The 24294-nt window shown below is 67.5% G+C and carries 14 protein-coding genes and 2 pseudogenes; 7 read left to right on the top strand and 9 right to left on the bottom strand.

Going from position 1 to position 24294, the window contains the following annotated elements; translation table 11 throughout:
• Positions 1-2: 2 nt before the first annotated feature.
• The 6 genes and pseudogenes from WAS25_RS12335 to WAS25_RS12310 form a co-directional block, all read right to left on the bottom strand.
• On the bottom strand, positions 3-2042 hold the full coding sequence (locus WAS25_RS12335) for a PAS domain S-box protein (protein ID WP_422312834.1): 2040 nt from the start codon (positions 2040-2042) through the stop codon (positions 3-5).
• Between the two features lie 15 nt (positions 2043-2057).
• Positions 2058-3053: pseudogene (locus WAS25_RS12330) on the bottom strand (CHASE3 domain-containing protein); the annotation flags it as partial.
• 677 nt (positions 3054-3730) lie between these two features.
• Positions 3731-5365: a BamA/TamA family outer membrane protein gene (locus WAS25_RS12325; protein ID WP_422312509.1), complete on the bottom strand. Its 1635-nt coding sequence runs from the start codon at positions 5363-5365 to the stop codon at positions 3731-3733.
• Positions 5366-5390: 25 nt separating this feature from the next.
• A complete protein-coding gene (locus tag WAS25_RS12320) occupies positions 5391-5546 on the bottom strand; it encodes a DUF3309 domain-containing protein (RefSeq protein ID WP_422312507.1) in 156 nt (51 codons plus the stop codon).
• 103 nt (positions 5547-5649) lie between these two features.
• Positions 5650-5871 carry a DUF3185 domain-containing protein gene (locus WAS25_RS12315; RefSeq protein ID WP_422312505.1) on the bottom strand — a complete coding sequence of 74 codons (222 nt, stop codon included), beginning with the start codon at positions 5869-5871 and terminating at the stop codon, positions 5650-5652.
• Positions 5872-5997: 126 nt separating this feature from the next.
• The gene (locus tag WAS25_RS12310; protein WP_422312503.1) at positions 5998-6273 is read right to left on the bottom strand and encodes a hypothetical protein; all 276 of its coding nucleotides are present in this window, start codon (positions 6271-6273) and stop codon (positions 5998-6000) included.
• 513 nt (positions 6274-6786) lie between these two features.
• Here WAS25_RS12310 and WAS25_RS12305 point away from each other — a divergent pair.
• The 7 genes from WAS25_RS12305 (at position 6787) to WAS25_RS12275 (ending at position 20388) form a co-directional block, all read left to right on the top strand.
• A complete protein-coding gene (locus tag WAS25_RS12305) occupies positions 6787-7347 on the top strand; it encodes an SOUL family heme-binding protein (RefSeq protein WP_422312501.1) in 561 nt (186 codons plus the stop codon).
• Positions 7344-8582 (top strand): AI-2E family transporter, encoded by a 1239-nt coding sequence (locus WAS25_RS12300; protein WP_422312499.1) that lies wholly within the window; start codon positions 7344-7346, stop codon positions 8580-8582. Before WAS25_RS12305 ends, WAS25_RS12300 begins: the two co-directional genes overlap by 4 nt.
• 395 nt (positions 8583-8977) lie before the next feature.
• Positions 8978-12220, top strand: a complete 3243-nt coding sequence (locus tag WAS25_RS12295) for a hypothetical protein (protein WP_422312497.1) — start codon at positions 8978-8980, stop codon at positions 12218-12220.
• Positions 12221-12231: 11 nt separating this feature from the next.
• The gene (locus tag WAS25_RS12290; protein WP_422312495.1) at positions 12232-15744 is read left to right on the top strand and encodes a hypothetical protein; all 3513 of its coding nucleotides are present in this window, start codon (positions 12232-12234) and stop codon (positions 15742-15744) included.
• A 188-nt stretch (positions 15745-15932) separates the two neighbouring features.
• Complete coding sequence (locus tag WAS25_RS12285; protein ID WP_422312493.1) at positions 15933-18953, top strand: two-component regulator propeller domain-containing protein; 3021 nt, start codon at positions 15933-15935, stop codon at positions 18951-18953.
• 63 nt (positions 18954-19016) lie between these two features.
• Complete coding sequence (locus WAS25_RS12280) at positions 19017-19667, top strand: response regulator (RefSeq protein ID WP_422312491.1); 651 nt, start codon at positions 19017-19019, stop codon at positions 19665-19667.
• Between the two features lie 391 nt (positions 19668-20058).
• Positions 20059-20388 carry a hypothetical protein gene (locus WAS25_RS12275; RefSeq protein WP_422312489.1) on the top strand — a complete coding sequence of 110 codons (330 nt, stop codon included), beginning with the start codon at positions 20059-20061 and terminating at the stop codon, positions 20386-20388.
• Positions 20389-20438: 50 nt separating this feature from the next.
• Here WAS25_RS12275 and WAS25_RS12270 read toward each other — a convergent pair whose 3' ends face one another.
• The 3 genes and pseudogenes from WAS25_RS12270 to WAS25_RS12260 all read right to left on the bottom strand — a co-directional run.
• Positions 20439-21122, bottom strand: coding sequence for a protein-L-isoaspartate(D-aspartate) O-methyltransferase (locus WAS25_RS12270; RefSeq protein WP_422312832.1), 684 nt, complete (start codon positions 21120-21122; stop codon positions 20439-20441).
• A 114-nt stretch (positions 21123-21236) separates the two neighbouring features.
• The gene (locus tag WAS25_RS12265; RefSeq protein WP_422312487.1) at positions 21237-23609 is read right to left on the bottom strand and encodes a VIT and vWA domain-containing protein; all 2373 of its coding nucleotides are present in this window, start codon (positions 23607-23609) and stop codon (positions 21237-21239) included.
• Positions 23610-23680: 71 nt separating this feature from the next.
• Positions 23681-24294 (bottom strand): annotated as a pseudogene (locus tag WAS25_RS12260) (hypothetical protein); the annotation flags it as partial.

Genomic DNA, 24294 nt, shown 5'->3' with positions numbered 1-24294 from the left:
CCTTACTTGGCCTTGGGTGAGATGGTCTTCCCCAGGTCGATGGCGTAGTCGATGGCGTCCAGCAGCTCGTGGACAATGATCGGCTTGGTGAGGTAGCGCAGGAAGCCGGCGGTCAGGCCCTTGGAGATGTCCCCCACCATGGCGTTGGCGCTGATGGCGATCACGGGGATGTGGGCGGTCTCCGGGTCTTCCCCGAGAATCTTCAGGGCCTCGATGCCGTTCATGCCGGGCAGGTTGATGTCCATGAGGATGACCGCGGGTTGTTGCCGCTTCGCCAAGCGGATGCCCTCCAGGGCAGTGACGGCACTCAGCAGGTGCAGGTGCGGCCGACGGGCGATGATCTGCTGGACCAGGTCCAGATTGGCTGGGTTGTCCTCGACATAGAGCAGGGTCAGCTTCGGGGCATCGCTCGCCACGGGTGGCCGGGAGATGCTCATGGCGCCGAAGGCGGGCCCTTCGAGGCTGGGTGCGCTGGAGGAATCCAGGTCGTACCAGAAGGTGCTGCCGACACCGGCCTGGCTCTCCACGCCGATCTCGCCGCCCATCAGCTCCACCAGGAGCTTGCTCATGACCAGCCCGATCCCCGTGCCTTCCTCGCCGCTGTGTTCCTGGCCAAGCCGGTTGAAGGGCTGGAAGAGCTGTCGCTGCTGCTCGGGGGACAGCCCGAGCCCCGTGTCCTGGACGCTCATGCGGATGCGACCCGGGGCGCCCGGGCCGCATTCCACCACCACTGAACCGCCCGCGCGGTTGTACTTGATGGCGTTGGAAAGCAGGTTGATGAGGACCTGCTTCAGCCGGACCCGGTCCGCCTGCACGAACAGGGGGACGGCGAAGGTGGGGAAAGTCAGGGTGACGGCGCGCTTCTGGGCCTGGGGCTCGATCATGGACTTGCAGTCGGTCAGCACATCGCCCAGGGACACCGGCTCTGCGGACAGGGACAGCCTCCCGGATTCGATCACGGCGAGATCCAGGATCTCGTTGATCAGCTCCAGCAGGTACCAGCCGGCATGGAGGATCCGGTCGATGCTCGCCTTCTGGGACGGGGTTGCAGGAGGGGTCGAGGAATCCATCAGCTGCGCGAAGCCCAGGATCGCGTTGAGCGGGGAGCGCAGCTCATGGCTCATGCTGGACAGGAACTCCGACTTGGCGAGGTTGGCCTTGTCGGCCACGAGGATGGCGGTCTCCAGCTCGGCGTTCTTGTCCTTCAGGGCCTGGTCCAGGAGCTCCCGGTCAGCTTCGACCTGCTTGCGGGCCGAGTTGTCGGTGCCGATCAGCAGGTAGCCGATGACGGCTCCCTTCCCGTCGCGCAGGGCGGTCACCGAGATCACCGCCGGGAAGCGGACCCCGTTCTTGTGGATGAGGGTCAGCTCGTAGATGTCCTCGATGCCCCGCGAAGCCTTGAAGGCCAGCGCCTCGAAACCCGGGGCGATGCGGGTTCCCAGCTCCTCGCTCAGGGCCAGGGACCGGGCCACCACCTCGTCGGGATCCGAGAAGTCGGCCGGGGTGATCTTGTTCAGCACCTCGTCGGCGGGATAGCCCAGCATGCGCTCGGCGCCCACGTTGAAGATCTGGATGACCCCCTTGGCGTCGGTGGCGATACTCGAGAAGTTGGCGCTGTCGAAGATGGCCGTCTGCAGGGCGTTGGACTTGATCAGGGCCTCCTCGGTCTGCTTGCGGAGGGTGATGTCGCGCAGGAGACAGGTGAAGTGGCGCTCGCCGCCCAGGTCCATGTCGCTGACGGCCAGCTCCAGGGTGAAGGCCAGGCCTTCCTTGGTCCGGCCTACGATTTCCCGGCCATGGTCATGGGCCTTGTCCTTGTCGCTGGACCGGAAGGGCTCGATGGAGCCGTAGAGCTGCTCTTCCCCCAGTGCCGGAATCAGCAGGGAGAAGGGCCGCCCGATGACCTCGGCGGCCGGGTAGCCGAACATCCGCTGGGCCGCGGGGTTGATGGTTTCCACCAGCCCGTCCTGGGCGCGCAGGGTGATGATGCCATCCACGACGGTGTCCAGGATGGTCCGGACCAGTACGGAGCTGTCACGCATTGCCTTCTGGACGGCATATTCCTCGGTGACATCGTGGAAGACGAGCACGGCTCCGATAACCCCGCCGTCACGCCCCCGGATCGGGGCGCAGCTGTCGGCGATGGCGCGCTCGGTGCCGTCCTGGGCAATCAGCAGTGTGTGGTTGGCCAGGCCCTGGATGGTGCCCTGCAGCAGGGTCTCCCCGACGGGGGTGATTGCCGTGCGGCGCGTTTCCTGGTTGATGATCCGGAAAATCTCATCGACGGGAAGGCCCTCGGCCTGGGCCAGGGTGAAGCCCGTGAGCTGCTCGGCCACGGGATTCATGAGGCGCACCCTGGCCTTGGCATCCGTCGCGATGACGGCATCGCCGATGGAGTTGAGCGTCACGGCGAGCTTCTCCTGGTTCTCCAGCAGGGCGAGGTTGGTCTGCTGGAGCTGCCCGTTCAGGCGTTCCTGGGTGCCGAGCAGGTCCCGTGTCTCGAGGTGGACCAGGGCCCTCAGCCGATCCTGTTGCCGGCGTCGGCTCGAATAGATATAGACCATGGCCACCAGGAAGGCCAGCACGCCAAGGACCACCATGACGGTGGACATCCGGTCCATCCGCGCCTGGAAGACCGTCTCGTTTTGGCTCAGCTGCTCCTCCTCCAGCCGCATGAAGGCCTCGAGCCCGGCGCGAATGGCATCCATGATCCGCTTCCCCTTGCCGCTGCTCACGACTGCGGCGGCGACCAGGGCACCCTGCGACCGGCGCGCATCGATGACCCGGGCCAGTTCCTCGATGCGGTTCTCGAGCAGGGGGGCCAAGGCATCCAGCTGCACCTGGGAGGGCCCGAGCATCGTCAGCTGTCGCAGTTCCACCAGCTGGCTGCGGAGCTGACCTCGGACGGCCAAATACGGCTCGAGGAAGGCATCCTCGCCGGTGAGGGCGAAGCCGCGTGCGCCGGTTTCGGCCTCACTGAGGTCGGCCTGGAGGGACGTAGCCTGGAAGATGAGATGGAAGGTCTGCTGTCGTACCCGGGCAGCCTCTCGCATCTGGGCAAAGACCCAGAAGGAGGGCGCCACGACCAGCGCGACCAGAAGGAGGGCTCCGATGGCTGTGGCGAGGCTTCGGCTGGTCGGCTTCAGGACCATCACGCCCTCCCCGCGTAGCCTGGCGACGCCTGGGGGAAGGAGGCCATGCGCCGTGCGCGCCGACTCGCGGCGATGGCCGCAGTGGAACGAGGGGGGGTGGTACTGATGCTGTTGGACACGGCCGACCTCTGGAATACCGCGAAGGGACTTGCGGATCGCGAGGCCGTGGGTGCAGGAACCACCTCAGCTGGTTATACGCTCATCCGGACCGGAAAACCGTCAGGGTCGACGATTTCGGATGAATGCGTCTCCAGCGGGTGGGCAAGAACCCGTGACCTCGCTGAACGCGAGGCGGAGCTGTTGGAACTTGCTCGTCATGACCCTTCAAGTCCCTCCTGCGGGGGCCTGCCGCTGAATGGCAGGGGGGGGGTCGAGGGGAAGGCGACCCACGCAGGGCGGGATGCCATGGAGCCATTGAGCAGGATTCGTTCCATCGCGCATCCTCCTTGGGGCCAAGCCTTGGGCCGATTGCGCCGCAGCCGCATCCTGTTTCCTTCCATCGAAATGAAAGCCAGGTGAATCAATCTGAGCCCGTGGCGCGGCACGCCTCGCATCACCAACCCCCCTCCGGGAGGCCCTCAGAACTTCATGGCGTTGCCGATGGTGAACTGGTAGCGGGCCTGGTAGGGCTCGCGGTTCAGGGGCATGGCGACGCTCAGGAGGATGACCCGGCCCATGGAGCTCTTGAGGTTGCCGAGGCGAAGCCCCACGCCCACGTCCGAGTAAGTCCGCGTCCAGCCCAGGCCATCCAGGCGCCGGACGGACCCCATGTCCACGAAGACGCTGTAGCCCAGCCGCACGAGCCCCCACCAGCGCTGGTCCGTCAGCAGCCGGTAGTTGAAGGAGGCCGTCCACCGGGCATCGCCGGGGTGGAGCTGGTTGGGGAAGCCCCTCAGGCCCTGGTCGCCCCCTACGTAGTACCAGGTCTCGGGATCTGGGCGCTGGGCCCGATCCACGGTCACCATGCCCGCGAGGATCTGGTGGGTGGTCAGCTTGTGGTACTGCACCAGGGACAGGGCCAGGTGGGTGTTCTCCAGCCCGGTGGCGGGCCTGCGGCCATCCCAGGAAGCCATGAAGAGCGTGAGGTCCTCGCTAGCTTCGGACCAGCCCTTGGCCACCTGCACCCGGAAGAAGGGGGCCGCCATGGAGGAGCCCCAGGCGCGGGTGTAGGCGCCCACCTCCAGGTCGCCCGTCCAGGCCAGGTTGTAGTCCTCGGGCGTGTCCATGCCCTGCAGGTCCACGAAAGTGTCGAAGGCATCCTCCTGGGTGGAGAGGGTCAGCGCCGGACCACGCAGGCGCCGATCCTGGAGGAGTGGCGGCGGCAGCAGGCCGGGCACACCGGTCGTGGTGATGAGGCCGTAGCTGGTGTCCTGGCGCCGCAGCGCCAACCCACCCCGCCAGACCCGGTCCGCCGAGGTGGACAGGAGCTTGGCCCCGAAGACCCGCACCTCGTTCTGGATGAAGGGGGCCTGGAAGACCTGCTTTCCCTCGTCGTAGAGGTAGAGGCTGGTATGGCTGTGGGACAGGGCGAGCCCCGTGGACCAGGGGGTGTCCAGGGCGAAGAAGGGGCGTTCCAGCTGGAGGCTCCGGCTGAACCCATCGGTGAGGTATTGGGTATGCGCGGCCAGGGTCCAGCGGCTGCCGAAGAGCTGAGGATCGCCGTAGGCCAACCCCCAGGTGCTGCGCTCGTGGTCCTTGGAGAGGTCGTAGGCGACGCTTTTGCCCGCCCCCAGGAAGTTCTTCTCGTCGATGCCCAGGCCCATGGACTTCTGGCCACCGACGCTGGAGAAGGAGACGTTCACCTGGGTGGTCCAGGCGTCCTTGACCATGACATGGGCCACCACGGTGCCGTCGGGTTCGACCACCGGGGTGATGCGCGCATCCTTCAGGAACGGCAGGGCCCGGAGCAGGCGTTCCGTCTCATAGATGCGGCGCTCCCGCACCGGCTCGCCCTCGGCGAAGAGAAGCACCCTCCGGATGACCGCCTCCCGCGTCGAGATGTGGAGGTGGTTGGCCATCCGACCCAGCCAGGTGTTTTCCTCGGGCTTGGCGACATCGAACACATCGATGATCTCGATCTCGATCTTCCCGATGGAGGCCTTGCGGGCTTCCAGCGCATTCCAGGGCCGCGCCGGCCGGGCGGCCTGGAGGGGCGCGGCCAGGCTCACCAGGGGGATGGCGAGCCAGGCTCCGAGCCTCCGAATGCTGCCCATGGTGACTCCCGCGACGACCCAGGATCTAGATCCGACCCAGCAGCAGGAGGATGACCAGCACGAGCAGCACCAGTCCCAGTCCGCCGCTGGGGTAGTAGCCCCAGTCCCGGCTGTGGGGCCAGCGCGGCATGGCGCCGACCAGCATCAGGATCACGAGGACGATCAGGATGGTTCCGAGCATGGGGTCCCGCCTTTCAGGTGGAGCTTCGTTTCATGGAGCCGGCGTGGGTGGCCGGACGGCCTCGCGGTGCGCCGGATCCCGGGCCAGGGGCATCCATTCTGCCTCACCGGCTGCGGTTCCCGATCGTCAGGAGCACCACGCCCCCGACGATGGCGAGGATCCCGAACACGGGCGGCAGCGGGATGGACCGGGTCTTGTCGGCCATCACATGGATGGTGCCGACATCGACCACCTTCTCCCGGGTCGTGTACGTCACGCCCTGGTAGATGAGGGCGGCGATGCCGACGGTGATCAGCAGGACTGCCAAAAGCGTATTGGGTTTCATGAAGCCCTCCTGGTGGGACAAGCGGTGCGAACGGGCCACGGCCCGTGCGCTCCTGGACCATCGGGTTCTCAACATGCGCGACCTCGAGCAGGGTTGCCCCTCAGGGGGCAACCAGAATCCGCGCCTCTACCGGGAACGGTCGTGATCGCGGCGGCGGGTCTCCTTCGGCCAGTGCGACCGGGGCAGCTCGCTCCGCCGGCCACTCCGTGACGACGAGTAGTACCAGCGATCATCGGTATAGAAGTAGTGGTAGCCGCCGTGCTCATAGTGGTTGTCGTAATCGACCTCGACGAGCGTGGGCAGGATCGGGATGACCTGCAGACCCCCGCCGGGGGCGGGTGCCACCACGCAACCTGCCAGCAGGAGCAGGGAGAAGACTGGGACGATGACCTTGCCATTCATGGGGCTCTCCTTGGTGGGTGTTGCGGATTCTTCCCCCCCCTGCAGCGCAGGCGGCGAAGGCCTTGAGCGGCGCTGGGCGCCTCCCGGGGCGCCACGGCCCCGGTGGGCGAGCTCCCTGCGGTCGAAAGGGGCACGTTTCGAGCCAGCGGCCAAGCGGCTTTGTTTGTAGGTTATAGAAATTGAGCGAGCACTCGGCTCGAGTCTCGATGCCATCAAGTTGATGGCGGGCAGCCCTCAATTCGAAGGATCCAGCCGGGTCCCCCGCCCGGGCCAGGATCACCCTGATGGGGAGCCCTCGCTCGGATTGAGCGGTCCGCTGCTCCATTTTGATGGAACCAGGGGGGTGCCGGCCGGTCGCCTGGCGCCCAAAGCCTTGGCAGGTGGCTTGCCTTGCAGCGATTAGGCCGACTTCGCCATTCGGAATGGAATCTGCCTTCCCACTCACAGCCCCGTGGACAAGCGGCGGAGACACACCCGTCGCCGCCTCCCCGGGTCCCTGTCCCAGGAGCCACCATGGCCGTCATGGAGCCGCCCTTCACCCTCGAGACCGCAACCGATGAATACGACATCAGGAAATACGGTCCCCTGCTCGTGGCCGAGTCCAGGGTGGAAGCCGGCTTCGATGAAGCCGGGACCAGAGGGTTCAAGCTCCTGGCCAGATACATCTCGGGCGACAACCAATCCAGGACCAAGGTGGCTGGGCCGTCCTTCGAGTCCCAGCATGCGCCGTCAGAGACGATCGCCATGACCGCGCCCGTGTGTCAGGAGCAGTCGCCCTGGGGCTTCATGATCCAGTTCGCCATGCCGGCCAGCTTCACCCTGGCCACGCTGCCGAAACCCGATGATGCCCGCGTCCAGCTGCGCGAGATCCCGCCGCGCCGGATGGCCGTGCACCGGTATTCCGGCGGCTGGTCCGAGGGCCTATATCAAAAGCACCGCAAAGCGTTCGTCGCGGCCCTGAAGAAGGATGGCGTTCCCACCACCGGTGGCCCCGTCTTCGCCCGGTTCGACTCCCCCTTCGTCCCCTGGTTCCTGCGGCGCAATGAGATCTGGATGGAAGTGGCCACGCCGTGAGCCAGCCCGAAGCCCTCCCGACTGCCCCGCCGGGCCACGATCGGCGCCGGACCGCCCCCGAGCCGCGCACGGTCCAGTTCGGCGTGTCGGCGGCCACGCTCTTCCGGCTGGCCCTCATCCTCATTGCGACCTGGCTGGTGATCCGGCTCTGGCCGGTCATCCTCGTCTTCATCGTGGCCCTGCTGGTCATGGAGACGCTCAACCCCGCGGTGGCCTGGCTGGAAGCCCGCAAGGTGCGGCGGGGGCTGGGGATCGCCATCCTCTTCTCGGGCGTCTTCCTCGGCGCGGTCCTGATCCTCACCCTGACGGTCCCTTCGGTGGTCGCGCAGGCAGCAGCCCTGTTCGAGCGGGAACCGGTGATCCGGGCCGGCCTGGCCGACCGCCTGTCGCACTACCACCTGAGCGCGCCCTTCGCCGACTGGCTGCGCAACCTGCGCTACGGCGCCCCCGGCAACACCATGGGGGCCACGGCCTTCGCCTACTCCCTGCGCCTGTTCGAGATCGCCGCCTACGGCCTGAGTGCCATCTTCCTGGCGCTCTACATGATGATCGACCGCGATCGGCTGCGGGGCGGTCTCTATGCGCTCGTCCCCCGCAGCCACCACATCCGCCTCTCGCGCATCATGCTGAACCTCGAGACCATCATCGGGGCCTACATCCGCGGGCAGCTGGTCACCTGCCTGCTGATCGGCGCCTTCACCTTCATCCTGCTGACGGCCTGCGGCGTGGAGAACGCCATGGCGCTGGCCGTATTCGCCGCCGTCGCGGATGTCCTGCCCTACATCGGCGCCATCCTCTCCATCGTCCCGGCCGTCATCGCCGCCCTCGGCCACGGCCCCACGACGGCCGTGATCGTCCTGCTGGCGATGCTGGCCTACGAAGAGTTCGAGAGCCGGGTCCTCATTCCGAACATCTACGGCAAGGCCCTGCGCCTGCCCTCGTCCGTGGTCTTCTTCTCCCTCATGGTGGGCGGCACCCTGATGGGGATCCTCGGGGCCCTCCTCGCGCTGCCCGTCGCGGCGACGATCATGATGCTCATCGAGGAGCTGCGGGTGGATCTGCCCGGCGAGCAGGAGCTCGTGGCCGACACGGCCCTGCGCGCCCGGGATGACCTCGAGGAGGAGGAATACGAGCGGCGCACCGAGGGCGTGGGCGCCCGACAGGCGGCGGCCATCGCCGTCGAGATCTCCGTGGACCGCAGGTATGAGGACCAGCATCCCGACCCGCCCGCCTAGGTGCTGGCGGCGCGCTCCTTCATGGGGTGTGGGAATCGCCTTCTCTTCGCAACGACACCCCCCGCCACAGCAGCAACCCCCAGGCGATCCTGCCTCCGGCGGGGCGCCCCTCACCTCCGTCTCACTTCAATCCGACCAGGAACACCGCTCCGATGCACCCAGATGCCGCGGAGAGACCGGGCCAATCAGGGGAGAACGTGAGGCGGTGCCGCCATCTGGGAGCAGTCATACCAAGGCTTCGCAGGTGGCCGCGCCATGGGTCCCCCGTTCATGACACCAGGGGGACCTGATAAAAAATTAACGGAATCTTCCAGCGTGGACTTCTGATCGGCGGGACCTTTTCTCTTATCATCACGGGTCCATCTCCATCACGCCTGATCCCCTGCGAGGTCCCCGTGGCTCCTTCTCACCGTGCCTGCACCCTCCTCATCGCTCTGCTCGCGGCCGCGCCAGCCACGCCCCAGGTTCCACCGCAGGTGATCCAGGCCCTCAAGCCCGTGGCCACCCAGCTGGTGGACAAGCTCCTCAAGCCGAAGATGCAGGTGGAGAGCTTCACCCTGGGTGGGTTCAAGGCCATCCGGGTCGAACCCGATGGCGATGCCACCCCCGAGAAGTTCAGCGGCAGCGCCTACTTCGAGCTGCCCATGCCCGTGGGGCCCCGGAAGCTGGAGTTCAAGAACCTGGTGCTGAAGGGCGCCGTGGCCGAAGGCACCCTGGACGAGGCCCTGAAGGAAGTCACCAACGAGCACCAGGGGTGGACCTACCACCTGTCGAAGGTCGTGCTGTCCGACAAGGGCAGCCGCGTGGAGGGCACCGCGACCCTGGCGGGCCTGAAGCTGAACGTGGCCCCCCTCACCCTCACCCAGCAGGGCCTGGCGGGAACCCTCAGCCCCGGCGACATCCCCCTGGCGGAAGGCCCCTTCACCGCCACCCTCATCGCCGGCGAGGCGGTCTTCGCACCGGCCGGCGTGCAGCTGAAGGGTCAGCTGGAGGTGGTCATCGAGCCGCCGGTGCGCAACGGCGCCACGGGGGAGGAGCCCAAGTTCGAAGGCGGCCCGGTGGCCTTCGACAGCACCATCCTGTCCGGCTCCGGTCCCATCGCCCCGACGCTCGCCACGAACATCTCCCTGCTCCACAAAGGCCAGACCTGGCAAGTGCAGCAGCTGGCCTTCACCTTCGAGCGGGGCACGCCCCTGCTCAGCGGGCCCGTGCGCCTGCAGTTCCCCCTCAACGTGTTCTGCCAGGTGGGGGCCACTGACAAGCCCTATCTGACCGGGTCCATCACCGGCTCCATCCGCGGCCGGTCGCCCGCGCCCGCCCCGCCGCCTCCGGCACGGACCCGGGCCATCGCCCTGAGGAAGACCTCCCCCAGCGCCCAGTTCGTCCAGCTCGACCTCGGCTGGGAGGGCTTCAGCGGCACCTTCCCCCTGCCCGCCGCCACCCTCCACCCCTCGGGCCTCACCAGCTACCGTCTCACCATTGACCAAGGTTCCCTCCAGGTGGCGAAGGGCCTGCAGAGCCATACGGGCACCACCCTCTCCGGGAATGTGGCCTGGGGTCCGGGCTTCTCCTCGATCACCCAATTCGGCAAGATGCCCGCCTCACTGGTGGATGGTCTGTACGTGACCGGCGGTTCCATCCCCGGGCTCGTGCCCGTGGGCTCCTTCAAGGTTTCTGGGGCATACAGCGGCACGATCTGCGATTTCTCACCGTCCCACTCGCCCGCTGATTTGCCCGCAGGCTGGATGGGCGTCCTCACGCCCAACTACATGCTGTATCTGCCAGCCGAGCTCTTCCACTACACCGCGGCGTGGGAGCGTCAGCCCGTGCTGGTGCCAGGCCAGAACGGTCGCTTCGAAGGGAACGGCACCTTCAGCGGCTCGGTGAACGTCAATCTTCCCGACCTGGTGAACCTGCACATCGCCCCCATCCGCATGGAGCCCTTCGACCTGCACTTCATGGAGGGGTCCCTGATCGATGGCCCCGTGGTGAAGGCCCAGCTGGAGATGACCGCCCAGCCGCTGCTGGTGAACTTCAAGGCCCCCCTCACCTTCCACATGACCCAGGCCGGGGCCACCCAGATCGAGATCAACACCCAGACTCCTGGCGGCCCCATGGCCGTCAAGACGCGGCTGGTGGGCATCGACATGGTGCTCGACTCCGCCCGCCTGAACGCCACCAACCTGGACTTCACCGGCCGCTTCGACTTCGCCATCGCCGGGGCGCCCATCCCCTCGGTGGACTTCGACCACCTTGTGCTGGAGGCCAGCGGCGCCGGCATCGATGGCAGCCATGATCCCCTCAGCCTCGACTTCAAGGGCTCCCGCTGGTCCAACCTGGCTGATCGGCCGCATCTGAACATCTGGGGCTTCCCCCTTGGGCTCGGAGAAACCGGCTACGGCGTGCTGGGCGACGGTCGCTTCTACGTGGGCCTGGGCGGCGACATGGAGATCAACCCCATCCTGCCCTCCTTCTACAACCGCCTGCTCTTTACCACCGAGCCGAGCGACGAGAGCAAGGGCACCGTGGAGCTGGAGCATCCCTACCATGTGGCCCAGAGCGTGGCCAGCATGGGCTCCTTCGATGCGAGCCTGGGCTTCCAGGTGAAGAGCGCCAACGACGTGGTGAGCGATGCCTACTTCCTGGGCAACGGCGACCTGAAGGTGGCCATGGGCGACAGCTCCTTTGACTTGAAGGCGGGTCTGCGCTTCGGCCGAAGCTACAAGGGCTCTTCCTCCTTCCCGTACTTCTACGCACTGGGCCACCTGGAGATGCCGGACGCGGGCATTCCCGTCGCCCCCAATCTCGAGGTCTACGGCCTGGTTGGCGGCCTCGCCCAGAACTTCATGCCGGACGAGATCCGCAACACCACCGAGATCAAGGGCAACCCCGACAATTCCCTCGGCATGGCGGTCATCGCGGGCGTGGACGCCGGCACCAGCGACAAGTCCACGTTCCATGGCGGCCTGGATCTCTACGTCAGTCAGAACCTGACCACGATCCTCCAGGGCAAGGGCTGGCTCTACTGTGGGCGGGACAAGGAACCGGAGGACAACGTGGTGACCGCGGACATCCGCTTCACTCGGAAGCCCGACACCTTCGATGCCACGCTCACCGCGAACCTGAACCTCTTCGGCGGCATGCTCAAGCCCCAGGGCGAGATCCAGCTGCACTTCGCACCGGACAAGCAGTTCGTGCACATCGGGACACGGGAGACCCCCATCACCGCCCGGATCCTGAACGCCTACGACGGGTCAGGCTACATGACCGCCGACTTCGCCAACGGCGGGGCTGCCTTCGGCGCCGGGGTCGCCCTCAGCTACAGCAAGGAGGGCGACTTCGGCATCATCTGGGGCAACGCCTGGCTGAATGTCCGGGGGGATCTCATCATCGAGATCGACGCCGACAAGAACCCGCACCTGCTGGGCACCATCGCGGCGGACGGCGGTGCCTCCTTCGGCATGAAGTTCGAGACCTTCTGGCACACCTACAGAATCACGATCTTCAGCGGCAGCATCGCCACGAACATGGCCTTCCAGATGCCCGGGAGCCCGACCCTGTCCGGCTCCGTGTCCATCCACTACAGCGTGCTGGGAGGCGCCTTCAGCGGCTCCGTCTCCGCCCACCTGGACCTGTGAGGGAGCCCGCCATGGCAAATCCCACTCTGACCACCCTCTCCTTCCTGCTGCTGGCCACCACGGCCCAGCCCCTGGTGCCGCAGGCAAAGACCGTCACCACCACCTCCGCATCGTCTGCCGCCACCATGGCAGGCCCCGGTACGGGCACGCGGTCCCTGCTCCAGCCCCGGCTGGCCCTGAAGGCGAACCTGCTGCCCGGGGGCAAGACCCAGGGCACCTTCCACCTCACGGGACTGGTCCGCAAGGACCGCACCGTGGTGCTCCGCTGGGCCAACGACCAGGGCGAGATGCCCACAGAAGGCGTCCGCGTCTTCCGGCAGAAGGTCGGCGAGACGGCCTGGAAGGACCTCACCGGCTCCAAGCCCCTGGGCTTCCTCCAGGGCAAGGCCGCCGAGAAGCGCCTGAACGCCATGCCCATAGAGGAGCGCGAGCGCATCCTGGCCTACCCCTTCGGCAACGTGCAGCATGACCCCGTGACGAAACTGCGATCCCTGGACGTGCCCCGGGCCGCCGTCGGCGCCCCCAGGGGAACCCTCCCCGAGCGCGCCAAGGACCTCTCCATCGACAAGTCCCTCCAGAAGTTCCGGGAGCTGCGGGCCACGGGCAAGCTGAACCGCACCGACCTGCAGCTCATGCATGTCCGCGCGGACATGGACTCGGGCCTGGCCGAGGTGCTCGGCCTCACATACACCGACGACCCCGGCAAGGGCCAGTTCCGCTACAAGATCACCGTGAACCTGGCCGAGGGCGGCACGGTGGAGGTGGTCTCCCCCAAGGTGTTCAACACCCTGGAGCCCACACCTGTCCCCCAGCCCATCAACCTCTCCGCCACCAGCGGCAATGGCGAGGTGCTGCTGAACTGGGATGAGACGCCCTCCGACGCCGTGACCGGCTACAACGTCTACCGCGCCGATAGCCCCAGTGGCCCCTGGCGGCGCCTCAATGCCGACCCGGTGAAGAAGGTGGAACTGGAGCTTGAGGATCCGGAGCAGACCCTGCGACGCTCCCTGGGCATCCAGAGCTCCATGGAGCGCATGCTCAAGCCGCTGCCCGAGGTGGCCCGCACACCGCAGAAGATCCAGGACGCCCACCGCCAGGCCATCGAGGGCCTGGACAAGCCCGGTGGCCTGCCCGCCCTGAGCGCCGCGACCTCGAAGGCCGTGAAGGACTCCGTCGCGGCGGGCCGCCTGCGGCCCGGGGGCCGCCAGGCCCCCAAGTCGCTCTACACCGACAGCCGACGCACCGAGGGCAATCCCCTCCAGGACGAGAAGACCTACGTCTACAAGGTCACGGCCGTGGACCTCGGCGGCCAGGAGCAGTCCCTGGACACCGCCCCCTCCGTGCCGGGCATCCCCAAGGATCTGGAGCCCCCGCAGGTTCCCGGGCGCCCCATGCTGAAGACGGAGGCCCTGGCCCGCACGGACCTCCGCGTGGCGCAGAATGCCCGTCTCAAGGACTCCCGCCTGATGGCCCTGGACCAGAGCCTGGCCGCCCGGCGTCCCGTCGCGGCAGCCCCCATGACGCCCTTCCTGCTGGCGGCGCCGCAGGCCAGCACCGCCTCCCCCCTGGCCACCTCACCTGCAGGCACTGCCTCGGCGAATGCCGGCAACCTCTCCGTGGGGGAGACCAAGCGCATGAAGCTCTCCCGCACCGCGGCCACCATGCCCGTGTCCGCCCTGCAGCGGCTGGGGGAATCCGCCGTGCTGCGCTCCAACTCCGATGGCACTGTGCCGCCCGCCAACCTCGTGTGGCAGGCCTCGCCGGATCCCGACCTCAAGGGGTACGAGGTGCACCGGGCCACGGGCAGTGGCACATTCAACAAGGTGGCCGATACCTCCACTCCGGAGTGGACCGACACCACCCTGGAAGCAGGTGTGGCCTACCGCTATGCCATCTGCTCCGTGGACAAGCTGGGCAACGTGAGCGCGCGCTCCGCCGAAGGACTCATCGAGGTGAGCGACAGCAGCCTGCCCGGCCGCCTGGCCGTCTCGCAGTTCACCGGCCAGGTCACCAAGGAGGCCCACCCCACCCTGCCCGTGCGCCGATTCTTCCGTCCCTCCACCCAGGTGCTGGCCTCCGGCAGCCTCAAGGCGGCCCGGGGCGCCATCCAGGTGCCCCAGGCCTCCGAGGCCAAGGCGGCTCAGTTCCACGCCCCCAAGACCACCCTGGCCCCCAAGGTCCGACCGCAGGTTGGTCTGACGCCGGCCTCGAAGGTGGCCCTGGCCAAGGACGTGACCGCTGCACCGAAGGTGGATGCCAGCGCCCTCAAGATCACGGCGGTCGTGAAGCCCGTGTTCACCTCGGTCGCCCGTAGCCTCAACGTCATGCTGCTGCCCCCGGCCACCCCGAAGGAGATCCAGGTTCTCCTGGAGTGGGCCAAGCCCCTCCAAGGCATGGCGCTGGAATATGTCATCCAGCAGGCGCCCCAGAAGATCGACGTCATCTCCCTGCCCCGTCCCTCTGTCTCCTTCCAGGCCGGCATCAAGGGCCTGGATGTGCTCAAGCCCGGCGTCGGCGCCAGCGCCCTGCACCCCATGACCGCACCGGCGGCACCTGCTCCCAAGCCCGGCGGGGTGAGTCCGGTAACGACCGCCGCGGCCCTGCCAGCCGGCATGCTGGTGTCCAATCCCGCCCTGCACACGCTGGCGGTCAAGGGCGTCGTGGCCATGCATGGCGAAGGCCTGCAGCTTTCCACGGTCCGCAAGGACCACCGGACCACCCTGGAAGTGAAGAGTGGCCCTGGCGCCTTCACTCAGGTGAACGAGGCCCCGGTCACCACCGAGCGTTACCTGGTGACCTTCCCGGCGGAGGCGGCCCAGTATGGCGGCGCCACCTTCTACTTCCGAATCCAGTGCGTCACCAAGGAGTTCGGTCGCCGCGTGGAGGGGCCCCTCAGCGCCCCCATCGAGGTGCGGCTGCCGGACATCCTGCCTCCGCCGAGCCCCGTGGCTGGGGCGATCAAGCTGAAGGAGGGCGCCGGTGCCACGCTGGATGCCACCCTCAGCTGGTCCCAACCGGCGGCCCGGGATCTGGCCGGCGTGTTCGTGGACCGGCAGCAGATGACCTACACGCTGGTGGACGGCCTGCCCAAGGCCACCGGCAGCGCGGGACCGGCCGAGCGGGTCACCGCCTCGGCGGTCACCACGGGGGGCTGGGTGGACGTGAAGGCCCCCGCGGGCCTGCAGCGCTACACCCTGCGGTCCATCGACGCCACGGGGAACCTCAGCGATCCCGTGGGCTGGCTGGAGGTGCTGGTACCCGGTGAGCCGGTGCCAGACGCCCCCACCCAGCTGGCCCTGGCCGGGAATCGCCTCACCTGGAAGGCCGCCCAGGACGCCGCGGACTACACGGTGTGGCGCTCCTTCTCCGGCGAGGAGGATGACTTCGTCTGCATCAGCGGGATCCTACCCGCCACGGAGACGGGCTTCACCCTGCCCGAGGGGGCCTTCAGCCTCCGCGTGGTGGCCCGGAGCTCCAGCGGCATGAACACCACACCCAGCCAGCCCCTGGTGCGCAAGCCATGACGTGATCAGGGGAGGGACAGGAGGACCCCAGCTTCGAAGGAACCAGGAGGAACGTGCTGGACCCGCGGTTACCATCGGGATTCTTCCCTTGCTGAATGGAATGCCATGCGCCTGGATCGTTCGTGCATCCAGATCTCCTTGCCACCAGGCCAACGGTAGGCGGCCGAGTGAGGATTCTCCCGACCTTCATGGCAGCCCTCGCCCTGCTGGCGCCCTCCGCACTAAGCGGGCAGCGGCTTCCCATCAAGACCTTTCTGGCATCAGACGGTCTCCCGGGAGGCGGCATCGGGCGCATCGTCCGGGACTCGCACGGGTTCCTCTGGTTCTGCAGCGCCGAGGGCACCGCCCGCTTTGACGGATACGCCTTCGTCCGCTTTGGCATCGAGGCAGGGCTGCCGTCCCAGGTCATCCACGACCTGATCCAGACTCGGGATGGCTGCTTCTGGTTTGCGACAGGCAAAGGCCTGTGTCGACTCGATCCCACTGCCCCACATGGGCAGGCCGATCGACCCCGGATCAAGGTCCTTCCCTCGCCGCCCGGCTCCCTGGCACCCACGCATCTCCTGGAGGACAAGAGGGGCGTGCTCTGGTGCGGGACGACCGGCGGTCTGTTCCGGTTGGACCCCGCCGGAACGACACTCCAACCCGTGGACCTGGGCCTTCCCCACAAGCTCTACGACGATCCAGTCGTGACCGCACTCGCCGAGAAGGAGGGTGGTGGCCTCTGGGTCGGAACCGGGAGCGGGCTCTACGGCTTGGACCTGGACGGCCGCGTGACCCGACTCACGGAGGCGGAAGGTCTGCCCACCCGCCAAGTCCGCGCCCTCACCTGCGAGAAGGACGGAACGCTCTGGGTGGCCACCTCCAAAGGCATCGCCAAGTTCCGGATGCCCTCGGGCGCCCAGCGACCGGAAGGGTTGCAGCGGTTTTCCAAAACCAACGGCATGGACAGTCCTGACGTCCAAGTGCTGCTCTGCTCGGGGTCGGGGACCATCCTCGCGGGAACGGCAGTGGGCTTGACGGTTTTCGATCACGGCGTCATCCGGAATCTTGGACCAGCCCAGGGCATCAAGGCACCCGTCTTCGTCCTCCAGGAGAACGCGAACGGCGACCTGTGGCTGGGCAACGACAGCGGCGTCCAGCGCTGGAGCCACGATGGGCTGACCACCTTCACGCAGAACGAAGGGCTCTCGGATTCCCGGGTGGATGCCCTTTTTGAAGACCAGCAGGGCACCCTGGTTGCGGGGCGGGCTCGAGGCGCGACCTATTGGCTGGACAGCCAGAAGGCCCGGGGGTTCGTCCCCACCCGCCTCCCCGTCGGTCCCCATACTCCCGGCTGGAGTTGGAACCAGGCTCTGCTGCAGGACCATCTTGGCGCCTGGTGGCTCGCCTCGACGCACGGGCTTGCCCGTTTTGAACAGGTAACAGGCGCGGAGGGCCTGGCCACCCGGAAACAGCCCCGGATCTACAAGCTCTCGGAGGCCACAGGCGTGGACGAGGCCTTCGCCCTGTTCGAGGACAGCCGGGGTGATATCTGGTTTTCGGTCGCATCGCCCATCACGAATGGCCTGGGACGCTGGCGGAGGTCGCAGGATCGGGTCGAGGGTTTCAGGGACAAGGACGGCCTGCCCCGCCTGTTCGATTCCCTGCCCACCGCCTTTGTGGAGGACCGGGCGGGCCACGTCTGGGTCGCCTTCAATGGCGCGGGCGTGGTGCGCTTCAGGAACGGGCAGTTCGATGTCTTCAGCCATGCCCAGGGGCTCCCGCAGGGGTGGATCCGATCGATGATGAGAGATTCGATGGGGCGCCTCTGGTTGGCCAGTTCGCTCGGAGGCGCAGGCATCATCGAGAACCCTGAGGCCGACCGGCCCAGCTTCCGGAGCCTCACCACCGAGCAGGGACTGGCCAGCAACTCGATCTGGACCACAGTGGAAGACCGCTGGGGCCGGATCTACGTAGGTTCTGGTGCCGGCATCGATCGCGTGGACCTCCAGCATGAGCGCGTCTTGCACCTGTCCGAGGCCCAGGGACTGGCGACCGGAATCCCCAGAGTGGCCTACCGGGATCGCGAAGGGGCGCTCTGGTTTGGTCTCAGCGGCGGGCTATCCAGGTACCTGCCACTGCCACCCAATCCCGACCCACCTCCCCCCGTCTACCTGACGGGGCTCCGGATCGCCGGAATACCCAGGACGCTCCCCGAATCCGGTGTCACCGAGTGGGAACTTCCGGCCCTTCCCCATCACCAGAATCGCGTCCAGGTGGACTTCACCAGCCCCGATGGTCTGGCGGGCTGGGCCCTCTCCTACCAGTACCGGCTGGTGGGCGTGTCGGATGACTGGACGCTGGCGAGCAGCCTGCGACACGTCGACCTGGCCAACCTGGCTCCGGGCCACTACCGCTTCCAGGTCCGGGCCGTGGGGGCCGAGGGGCAGGCCAGCAACCTTCCCGCAGAACTCCGCTTCGCCATCCTCCCGCCCGTCTGGATGCGGGGCTGGTTCGTCGTTCTGGTGACTGGGGGCCTGGGTGCCCTGGCCTGGCTGGGCTACCGTGCAAGGATCCATCAGTTGCTGGAGATGGAGCGCATCCGCACGCGCATCGCCGCCGATCTCCACGACGACATTGGCGCCAGCCTCTCCCGCATCGCCATCCTCAGCGAAGTGGTGAAGCGACGCACGCCCGGAGACCAGTCGGAGACGGCCCGTTTCCTCTCGGAGATCGCCGAGTCCTCGCGCGACCTAGTGGATTCCATGGCAGATATCGTCTGGTCCATCAATCCGAAGCGGGACGACCTCCAGCACCTCCTGGCGCGCATCGGCCAATTCGCGTCTGCCACCCTCCAGGCCAAGGACATCCGCTGGACGATGTCCCTGCCAACGGACCCGGCCAAGGTGAAGCTCTCGCCCGAGCAGCGCCGGGGCATGTACCTCATCCTGAAAGAGGCCATCAACAATGCCCTGAAGCACTCCGGGTGCCGCTCCGTGAACCTGCAGGTGTCTCTGGGGCATGGTCTGCTGAGTGCCCAGATCCGCGACGATGGCTCCGGACTGCCACCCGAGCCGCCCGGATCGGAATCCACGGGCTCCCGGCGGGGACGGGGCCTGATCAACATGCAGGTCAGGGCCAAGGACATCGGTGGCCGCCTGGGCATCACGTCGGGCCCCGAGGGCACCACCATCCACCTCGACCTGCCCTTCCGGGGGGGAGCATGATCATGCCATCCCCCCAAGTTCCTCCGTCCCCTACCATAGAACCTCACCACCCCCAGGCCCAGGATGAATGAACGCACGGCGATCAAGGTGGCCCTGGTCGAGGACGACACCTCCACTCGGGAAGGGTTGCGCCTGCTGATCCACGGCAGTCCTGGATTCGTCTGCACCGGTGCCTACGAGTCGGTGGAAGAGGCCTTGCCTGCCCTGGCTCGCGACCGGCCGGATGTCCTGCTCATGGACATCAACCTGCCCGGCATGTCAGGTCGCGAAGGCGTCCGGATCATCAAGGACCAATGGCCCACCATCGAGGTCCTGATGCTCTCCGTCTACGGAGAACAGGAAAGCGTGTTCGAGTCGATCTGCAACGGTGCCGCGGGCTACCTCCTGAAGAAGACGCCGCCGGCGCGGCTGCTGGAATCGATCCAGGAGGCCCGGGATGGCGGCTCGCCCATGTCACCGGAGATCGCCCGGAAGGTGGTGGTGCTGTTCCGCAAGACCCCTCGACCTGAACCTCAAGAGCGGCAACTCACCCCGAGGGAACTCCAGCTCCTGGCGCTCCTGGCGGAAGGGCATGGCTATGGCGAAGCCGCGGACCTGCTGGGGGTCAGCGAGAACACCGTACGCAACTACATCCGCAGCATCTACGAGAAGCTGCATGTGCACTCCAAGTCCGAAGCGGTGAGCAAGGCCCTGCGCCAGGGCCTCATCTCCTGAAGAAGCCCGGACATTGATCACGAACCAGAAAAAAACGCATGTTCATGCTCTGCCCGTGGGTCCAGGCCAGTCGCAATCTTGGCCCATCAGCGGTCCGTGGTGCCGAGGTCCGGTACCCTTGCGACCCTGGGTGGAGGTCCATCATGCCCGTCTCGGTCAGCACTCCTTCCTCCCTGCCCGCCGCGCCAGCCCTGCCCTCGTGGAAGACCCTCCTGGCCTTCTGCACGGGACTCGCAGATCGGACGCGGACCTCCTTCTCCCGGATCGATTCCGGAACCACACTCACCCAGGATCCATTCTCTGCTGAGCATTCCAGAGACTGACGAGCCGATCCTCCGTTCACCGAACGCGCCACGGGGCCCGAACGGCCTGCGTCCCAGGGGAGATGACCATGCCCAGCACCGTGGACCTGGTGAGTTGGCTGTTCGTGATCACCAACACTTTCCGTCTGTTTGCGTACCTGCCCCAGATCATGGCCGCCCTGAAGTGCCCCCATGGCGCCGGCGCCATCTCGCGAGTCACCTGGAGCTATTTCGCCTTGGCGCACCTCACCGGGCACTTCTACAGCCGCCTGGTGCTGCACGACCCGAAGATGTCCGCGGTGCTGCTGGGCAACTTCCTGGCCTGCTCCTCCCTCGTGGCCATTGTCACCTGGAAGAAGATCCGACACCGGGTGGCCACCGGAGGCGTGATGAGGCCGGCGCCCCTTGGGGCGGAATGATTTCACTCATCGCCCCCGGACGACTGCATCAGCCGGAGGCCTGATCCAGGTCACGTCCCTCTCAGCATCGGTACGAACCTCACCGGCAGCACGGCCCGCTTCTCCAGGCCCGCGGGCGTCTTCCGCAGGAGCACCAGCTCCTGGTTCCCCCACTGGGAGCCCACGGGGATGATCATCCGGCCACCGGGCTTCAGCTGGTCCACCAAGGCCCGGGGCACCTCCTCCGGGGCGCAGGTCACGATGATCGCATCGAAGGGCGCCGCCTCGGGCCAGCCGAGGTGGCCGTCGCCGCAGCGGACCTTCACGTGGGTGAAGCCCAGCCGCTGGAGGGCGGTCTCGGCGCGCCGGGCCAGGGGCTCGACAAGCTCGATGCTCCACACCTCGGCCACCAGCCCGGCGAGCACCGCCGCCTGGTAGCCGGAGCCCGTGCCGACCTCCAGCACGCGGTCCGTTGGTTTTGGATCGAGCGCCTCGGTCATGAAGGCCACGATGTACGGCTGGGAGATGGTCTGGCCGTGGCCGATGGGCAGGGGTCCATCCTCGTAGGCCCGGGATCGCAGTTCGGCGGGCACGAACTCGTGGCGGGGCACGCGGCCCATGGCTTTCAACACCCGGAGGTTCGTGATGCCCCGGGCCACGATCTGCTCGCGCAGCATGCGGGCTCGGGCGGTCGCGTATGCGGCATCTTCCGGCGTAACCGGCGAAGGTGTTTCAAAGCCCCCGAGGCTCAGCATCAAGGCCACTCCTGGATGCAATCGCATGGTTACGAAGGTACGCCCATCCCGCCTGGACGCCAGCGCGCCTTCCCCGGAGGAAAGGCGCGTGGTGAAGCCGTGGCGGATGGAAGCTCAGCCCAGGGTGACCTCCAGGCTGCCGGCCAGGCCGCCGGTCCAGCTCCGCAGGCGCCAGAGGACGATCAGAGCCTTTGCCTTCGCGGCACCCGGGAAGGACTGGCTGAACCGGACCGACACGACCTGGCCGGAGCCATCCACCTTCAGCTCGAGGGTGCTGCCCGTAGGCATCCCCGCCAGCGTTGCGGCCAGCGCGGGCTCCAGCAGGCGGGCCTCCACCTCGCGGCACAGGGCGGCGGGATCCGAGGTGCCGGTGATGCCGGAGAAGGATCGGATGCGGAGAACAGAGGCCTCCTTCGCCTTCTCCTGTCGGGCAACCCGATCCTGGGCCACCACCTCCACGACGGTGGAACCCGCGGCGCGCTTCGCCATGGGAGCGGGCGCATAGGCCAAGGGGCTGGCGGCCACGCCGCCGACCATCCCACCGCGCGCGTAGCCCACGGCCGCGTCGGACACGCCCTCGGGCAGGGGCAGGGGCTGGGTGACGGTGGTGCTGTGCCCGCCGGTGTTGCGCACGAGGGTGTCCACCGCCACGAAGGAGGTGTGGGCTGTGAGCAGGTGGTAGGCGAGGCCGAGCCGCGTGACCTCGGCCTTTCGGGCCTCGTCCTGGCCGAACTGGTCATAGTCCGAGAGCATCTGGATGCGCTGGCGGGCCCAGAGCTGGCGCAGGGCGCCGTGGCTGCGGCCCTTCACCTGGCCCACCTCGAAGGTCTGGCTCCAGGGGCCGGCGCCGCTGATGCCCGAGAGGGTGACGGTACCCCTGGCCTCGCCATTCCACTTGCCGAGGCAGATCACGGGTCGGTCCGCCAGCACGTCCGGCAGCTGGATGGGCTCCAGGTCCTGGATCTGGAAGCCGCTGGTGGTGAGTTTGAGGTTGGTGAGCACCGGCGAGCTGACATAGGCCCGGAAGTGCTCGGCTTCAAGGGCAGCCTGCTCGGGCTTGGTGATGACGAAGGCCTCGCCCTGCCCCGCGTGGGCCATGCCCTCGATGAGGTGGCGGTTCACGGAACTGCCGATGCCGAAGGTGAAGAGGTTCGCCGAGCCCAGGTTCTTCCGGATGATGTCGAAGACCTGGCCGTCGGCGCTGATGTAGCCGTCCGTGGACACCACGAAGGTACGCGAGATGCCGGGCACCCGGGGTAGGCCCAGGGCCTTCCGCATGGCGCTGCCCAGCTCGGTGCCACCGCCGCCGGTCTGCGAGCGCACGAAGGCCAGGGCCTGGGCCGTGGCTTCCGGCGAGGCATGCTGCGAGGTGGGCGACCAGAGGGCCGAGCTGCCCTCGAACACCATCACGTTGAAGAGATCCTGGGGCCGCAGGCCCTGGATCATCTCCTTCATGAGCACCTTCGACACCTCGATGGGGAAGCCCATCTGGCTGCCCGAGATGTCCATGATGAAGACGAACTCGCGGGGCGGCAGATCCTTGGGGGTCACGCGCTTGGGCGGCTGGGCCATGAGCAGGAAGGTGTTCTCCTCCCGGCCCTGATCCAGCAGGAGGCCCGACTGCACGGCGCCGCCCGCCAGCTGGTACTTCACGATGACGTCGCGGTTGCCGCCCTGGGCTTCGCTGGGATCCAGCTTCAGGGTGGCCTCGGCCCTGCCGTCGTAGGCGATGGAGGTCTTGTGGGTGGCGCAGGCCATGTGCTGGATGGGCAGGCCCGCCGACAGCTTCACCTCCAGGTCGAAGGTGGTGGCGGGCTTCTCGCCGGCATGGGTGTAGGGATTGGCCACCCAGGGCTCGCCGGTGCTGGACTCCGTGCCCACCCGGCCTGCGTAGCGTGGGCCCACCACCGTGGGATACACGAAGGCGTAGGTGCCCTCCGTGGGTACCAGCAACTCGGTGTAGGACAGCTCCACGCGGATCTCGTCGCCCGGCATGATGTTGGCCACGTTCATCTGGAACACGTTGGGGCGGTGCTGCTCCAGCAGCGAGGCGCTGCGGCCCTGTGATTTGGCCTGCTCGTAGTCGGCCCGGGCCTGGCCTCGCTCCTTGATCTGCGCCTTCAGCACCCGCTCGCCGATGGTCATGGTCATGCCGTAGACCGCGGAACGCGTGGAGCCCGGGAACACGTAGATGGCCTCCAGGGGCTTCGTGCCAGTGTTCTTGTAGACCTGGGTCACCTTCACGTCGGCGATGACGCCCGCGATGGCCACCTTGGCCGAGGTGGCCTTCAGGGGCAGCTGATCCAGCGAGGCGTCATCGCTCTTCACGAAGAAGTAGGGCGACAGCGTGGCGTCAGGGTTCTCGCCCTTCGGCCCGCGGTCCATCCCGGCGGGCGTGGGGCGGATGCGGGCCTGGGCGTCGCCCTGGGTGGTCATGGCGAGCCCCGCGCAGGTGAGCAGGGCGGTGGTGGAGCGGCGCAGCGACATGGGTTCCTCCCGGATGGGCCGCGCCGGCATGGCGCGGTTCAGGAGGGAATGCCGCAGGAATCAGAACCCTTTCACGGCGCCGGATCTTTTTTCGAGGATGGGTGGATGCGCGCCCTGAAGCCATCCACGGGCCCGCTTTCCGGCAGCCTCGTGGGCTCGGCCGCGCGGGCGTTCAGCAGGTAGAGGTCCAGCGCATCGCCCGACGCCAGCCGCGTTTCGGCGGACCAGGTCGCCATCTCCCCGCCGGGGTCGAGCACCCGGAGGACCAGCAACTCCACGCCGGCGGCGTTGCGCTTCAAGAGCACCGAGGAAGCCCCCGCGGGCCCCTTCACCGTGATCCGGGTCAGGCCGTTTGGCCTGGAGTCGAGGCTCCAGCTGGGCTTGAACTCCGCCGCTGCCTTCCACTCCACCCGCCGCGGGGGAGTGGACGCCACGCCGCTCACGACCCCGCCAACCGCTCCGGGTGAATAGGCTGCAACACCCTGGGCCGGCTGGTCCCGCTTGGATGTCTTGGCGGCAGGAGCCGGAGCCACCGAGGCCACCACCTCCACCACCGCGGCGGCAGGCTTCGGCGCCTCGGCCTTCTTCGCCAGGTTGTCCTGGGCATCCGCCCGGCGGAACTCGGCGGCCTTTTCGCGGGAGGCGTCCGCGGCCACGGCCATAGGCGCCCCGCCCGCCGAGGTCG

It is taken from the genome of Geothrix sp., assembly GCF_049292215.1.
Lineage (GTDB): Bacteria > Acidobacteriota > Holophagae > Holophagales > Holophagaceae > Geothrix.
This window is presented reverse-complemented; position numbering and strand designations above follow the sequence as displayed.

Bases quoted from the DNA above. Each gene is read 5' to 3' on its own strand.
- WAS25_RS12335 (WP_422312834.1), bottom strand. From the start codon at position 2,042: ATGCGTGACAGCTCCGTACTGGTCCGGACCATCCTGGACACCGTCGTG.
- WAS25_RS12325 (WP_422312509.1), bottom strand. From the start codon at position 5,365: ATGGGCAGCATTCGGAGGCTCGGAGCCTGGCTCGCCATCCCCCTGGTG.
- WAS25_RS12320 (WP_422312507.1), bottom strand. From the start codon at position 5,546: ATGCTCGGAACCATCCTGATCGTCCTCGTGATCCTGATGCTGGTCGGC.
- WAS25_RS12315 (WP_422312505.1), bottom strand. From the start codon at position 5,871: ATGAAACCCAATACGCTTTTGGCAGTCCTGCTGATCACCGTCGGCATC.
- WAS25_RS12310 (WP_422312503.1), bottom strand. From the start codon at position 6,273: ATGAATGGCAAGGTCATCGTCCCAGTCTTCTCCCTGCTCCTGCTGGCA.
- WAS25_RS12305 (WP_422312501.1), top strand. From the start codon at position 6,787: ATGGCCGTCATGGAGCCGCCCTTCACCCTCGAGACCGCAACCGATGAA.
- WAS25_RS12290 (WP_422312495.1), top strand. From the start codon at position 12,232: ATGGCAAATCCCACTCTGACCACCCTCTCCTTCCTGCTGCTGGCCACC.
- WAS25_RS12285 (WP_422312493.1), top strand. From the start codon at position 15,933: ATGGCAGCCCTCGCCCTGCTGGCGCCCTCCGCACTAAGCGGGCAGCGG.
- WAS25_RS12280 (WP_422312491.1), top strand. From the start codon at position 19,017: ATGAATGAACGCACGGCGATCAAGGTGGCCCTGGTCGAGGACGACACC.
- WAS25_RS12275 (WP_422312489.1), top strand. From the start codon at position 20,059: ATGCCCAGCACCGTGGACCTGGTGAGTTGGCTGTTCGTGATCACCAAC.
- WAS25_RS12270 (WP_422312832.1), bottom strand. From the start codon at position 21,122: ATGCTGAGCCTCGGGGGCTTTGAAACACCTTCGCCGGTTACGCCGGAA.
- WAS25_RS12265 (WP_422312487.1), bottom strand. From the start codon at position 23,609: ATGTCGCTGCGCCGCTCCACCACCGCCCTGCTCACCTGCGCGGGGCTC.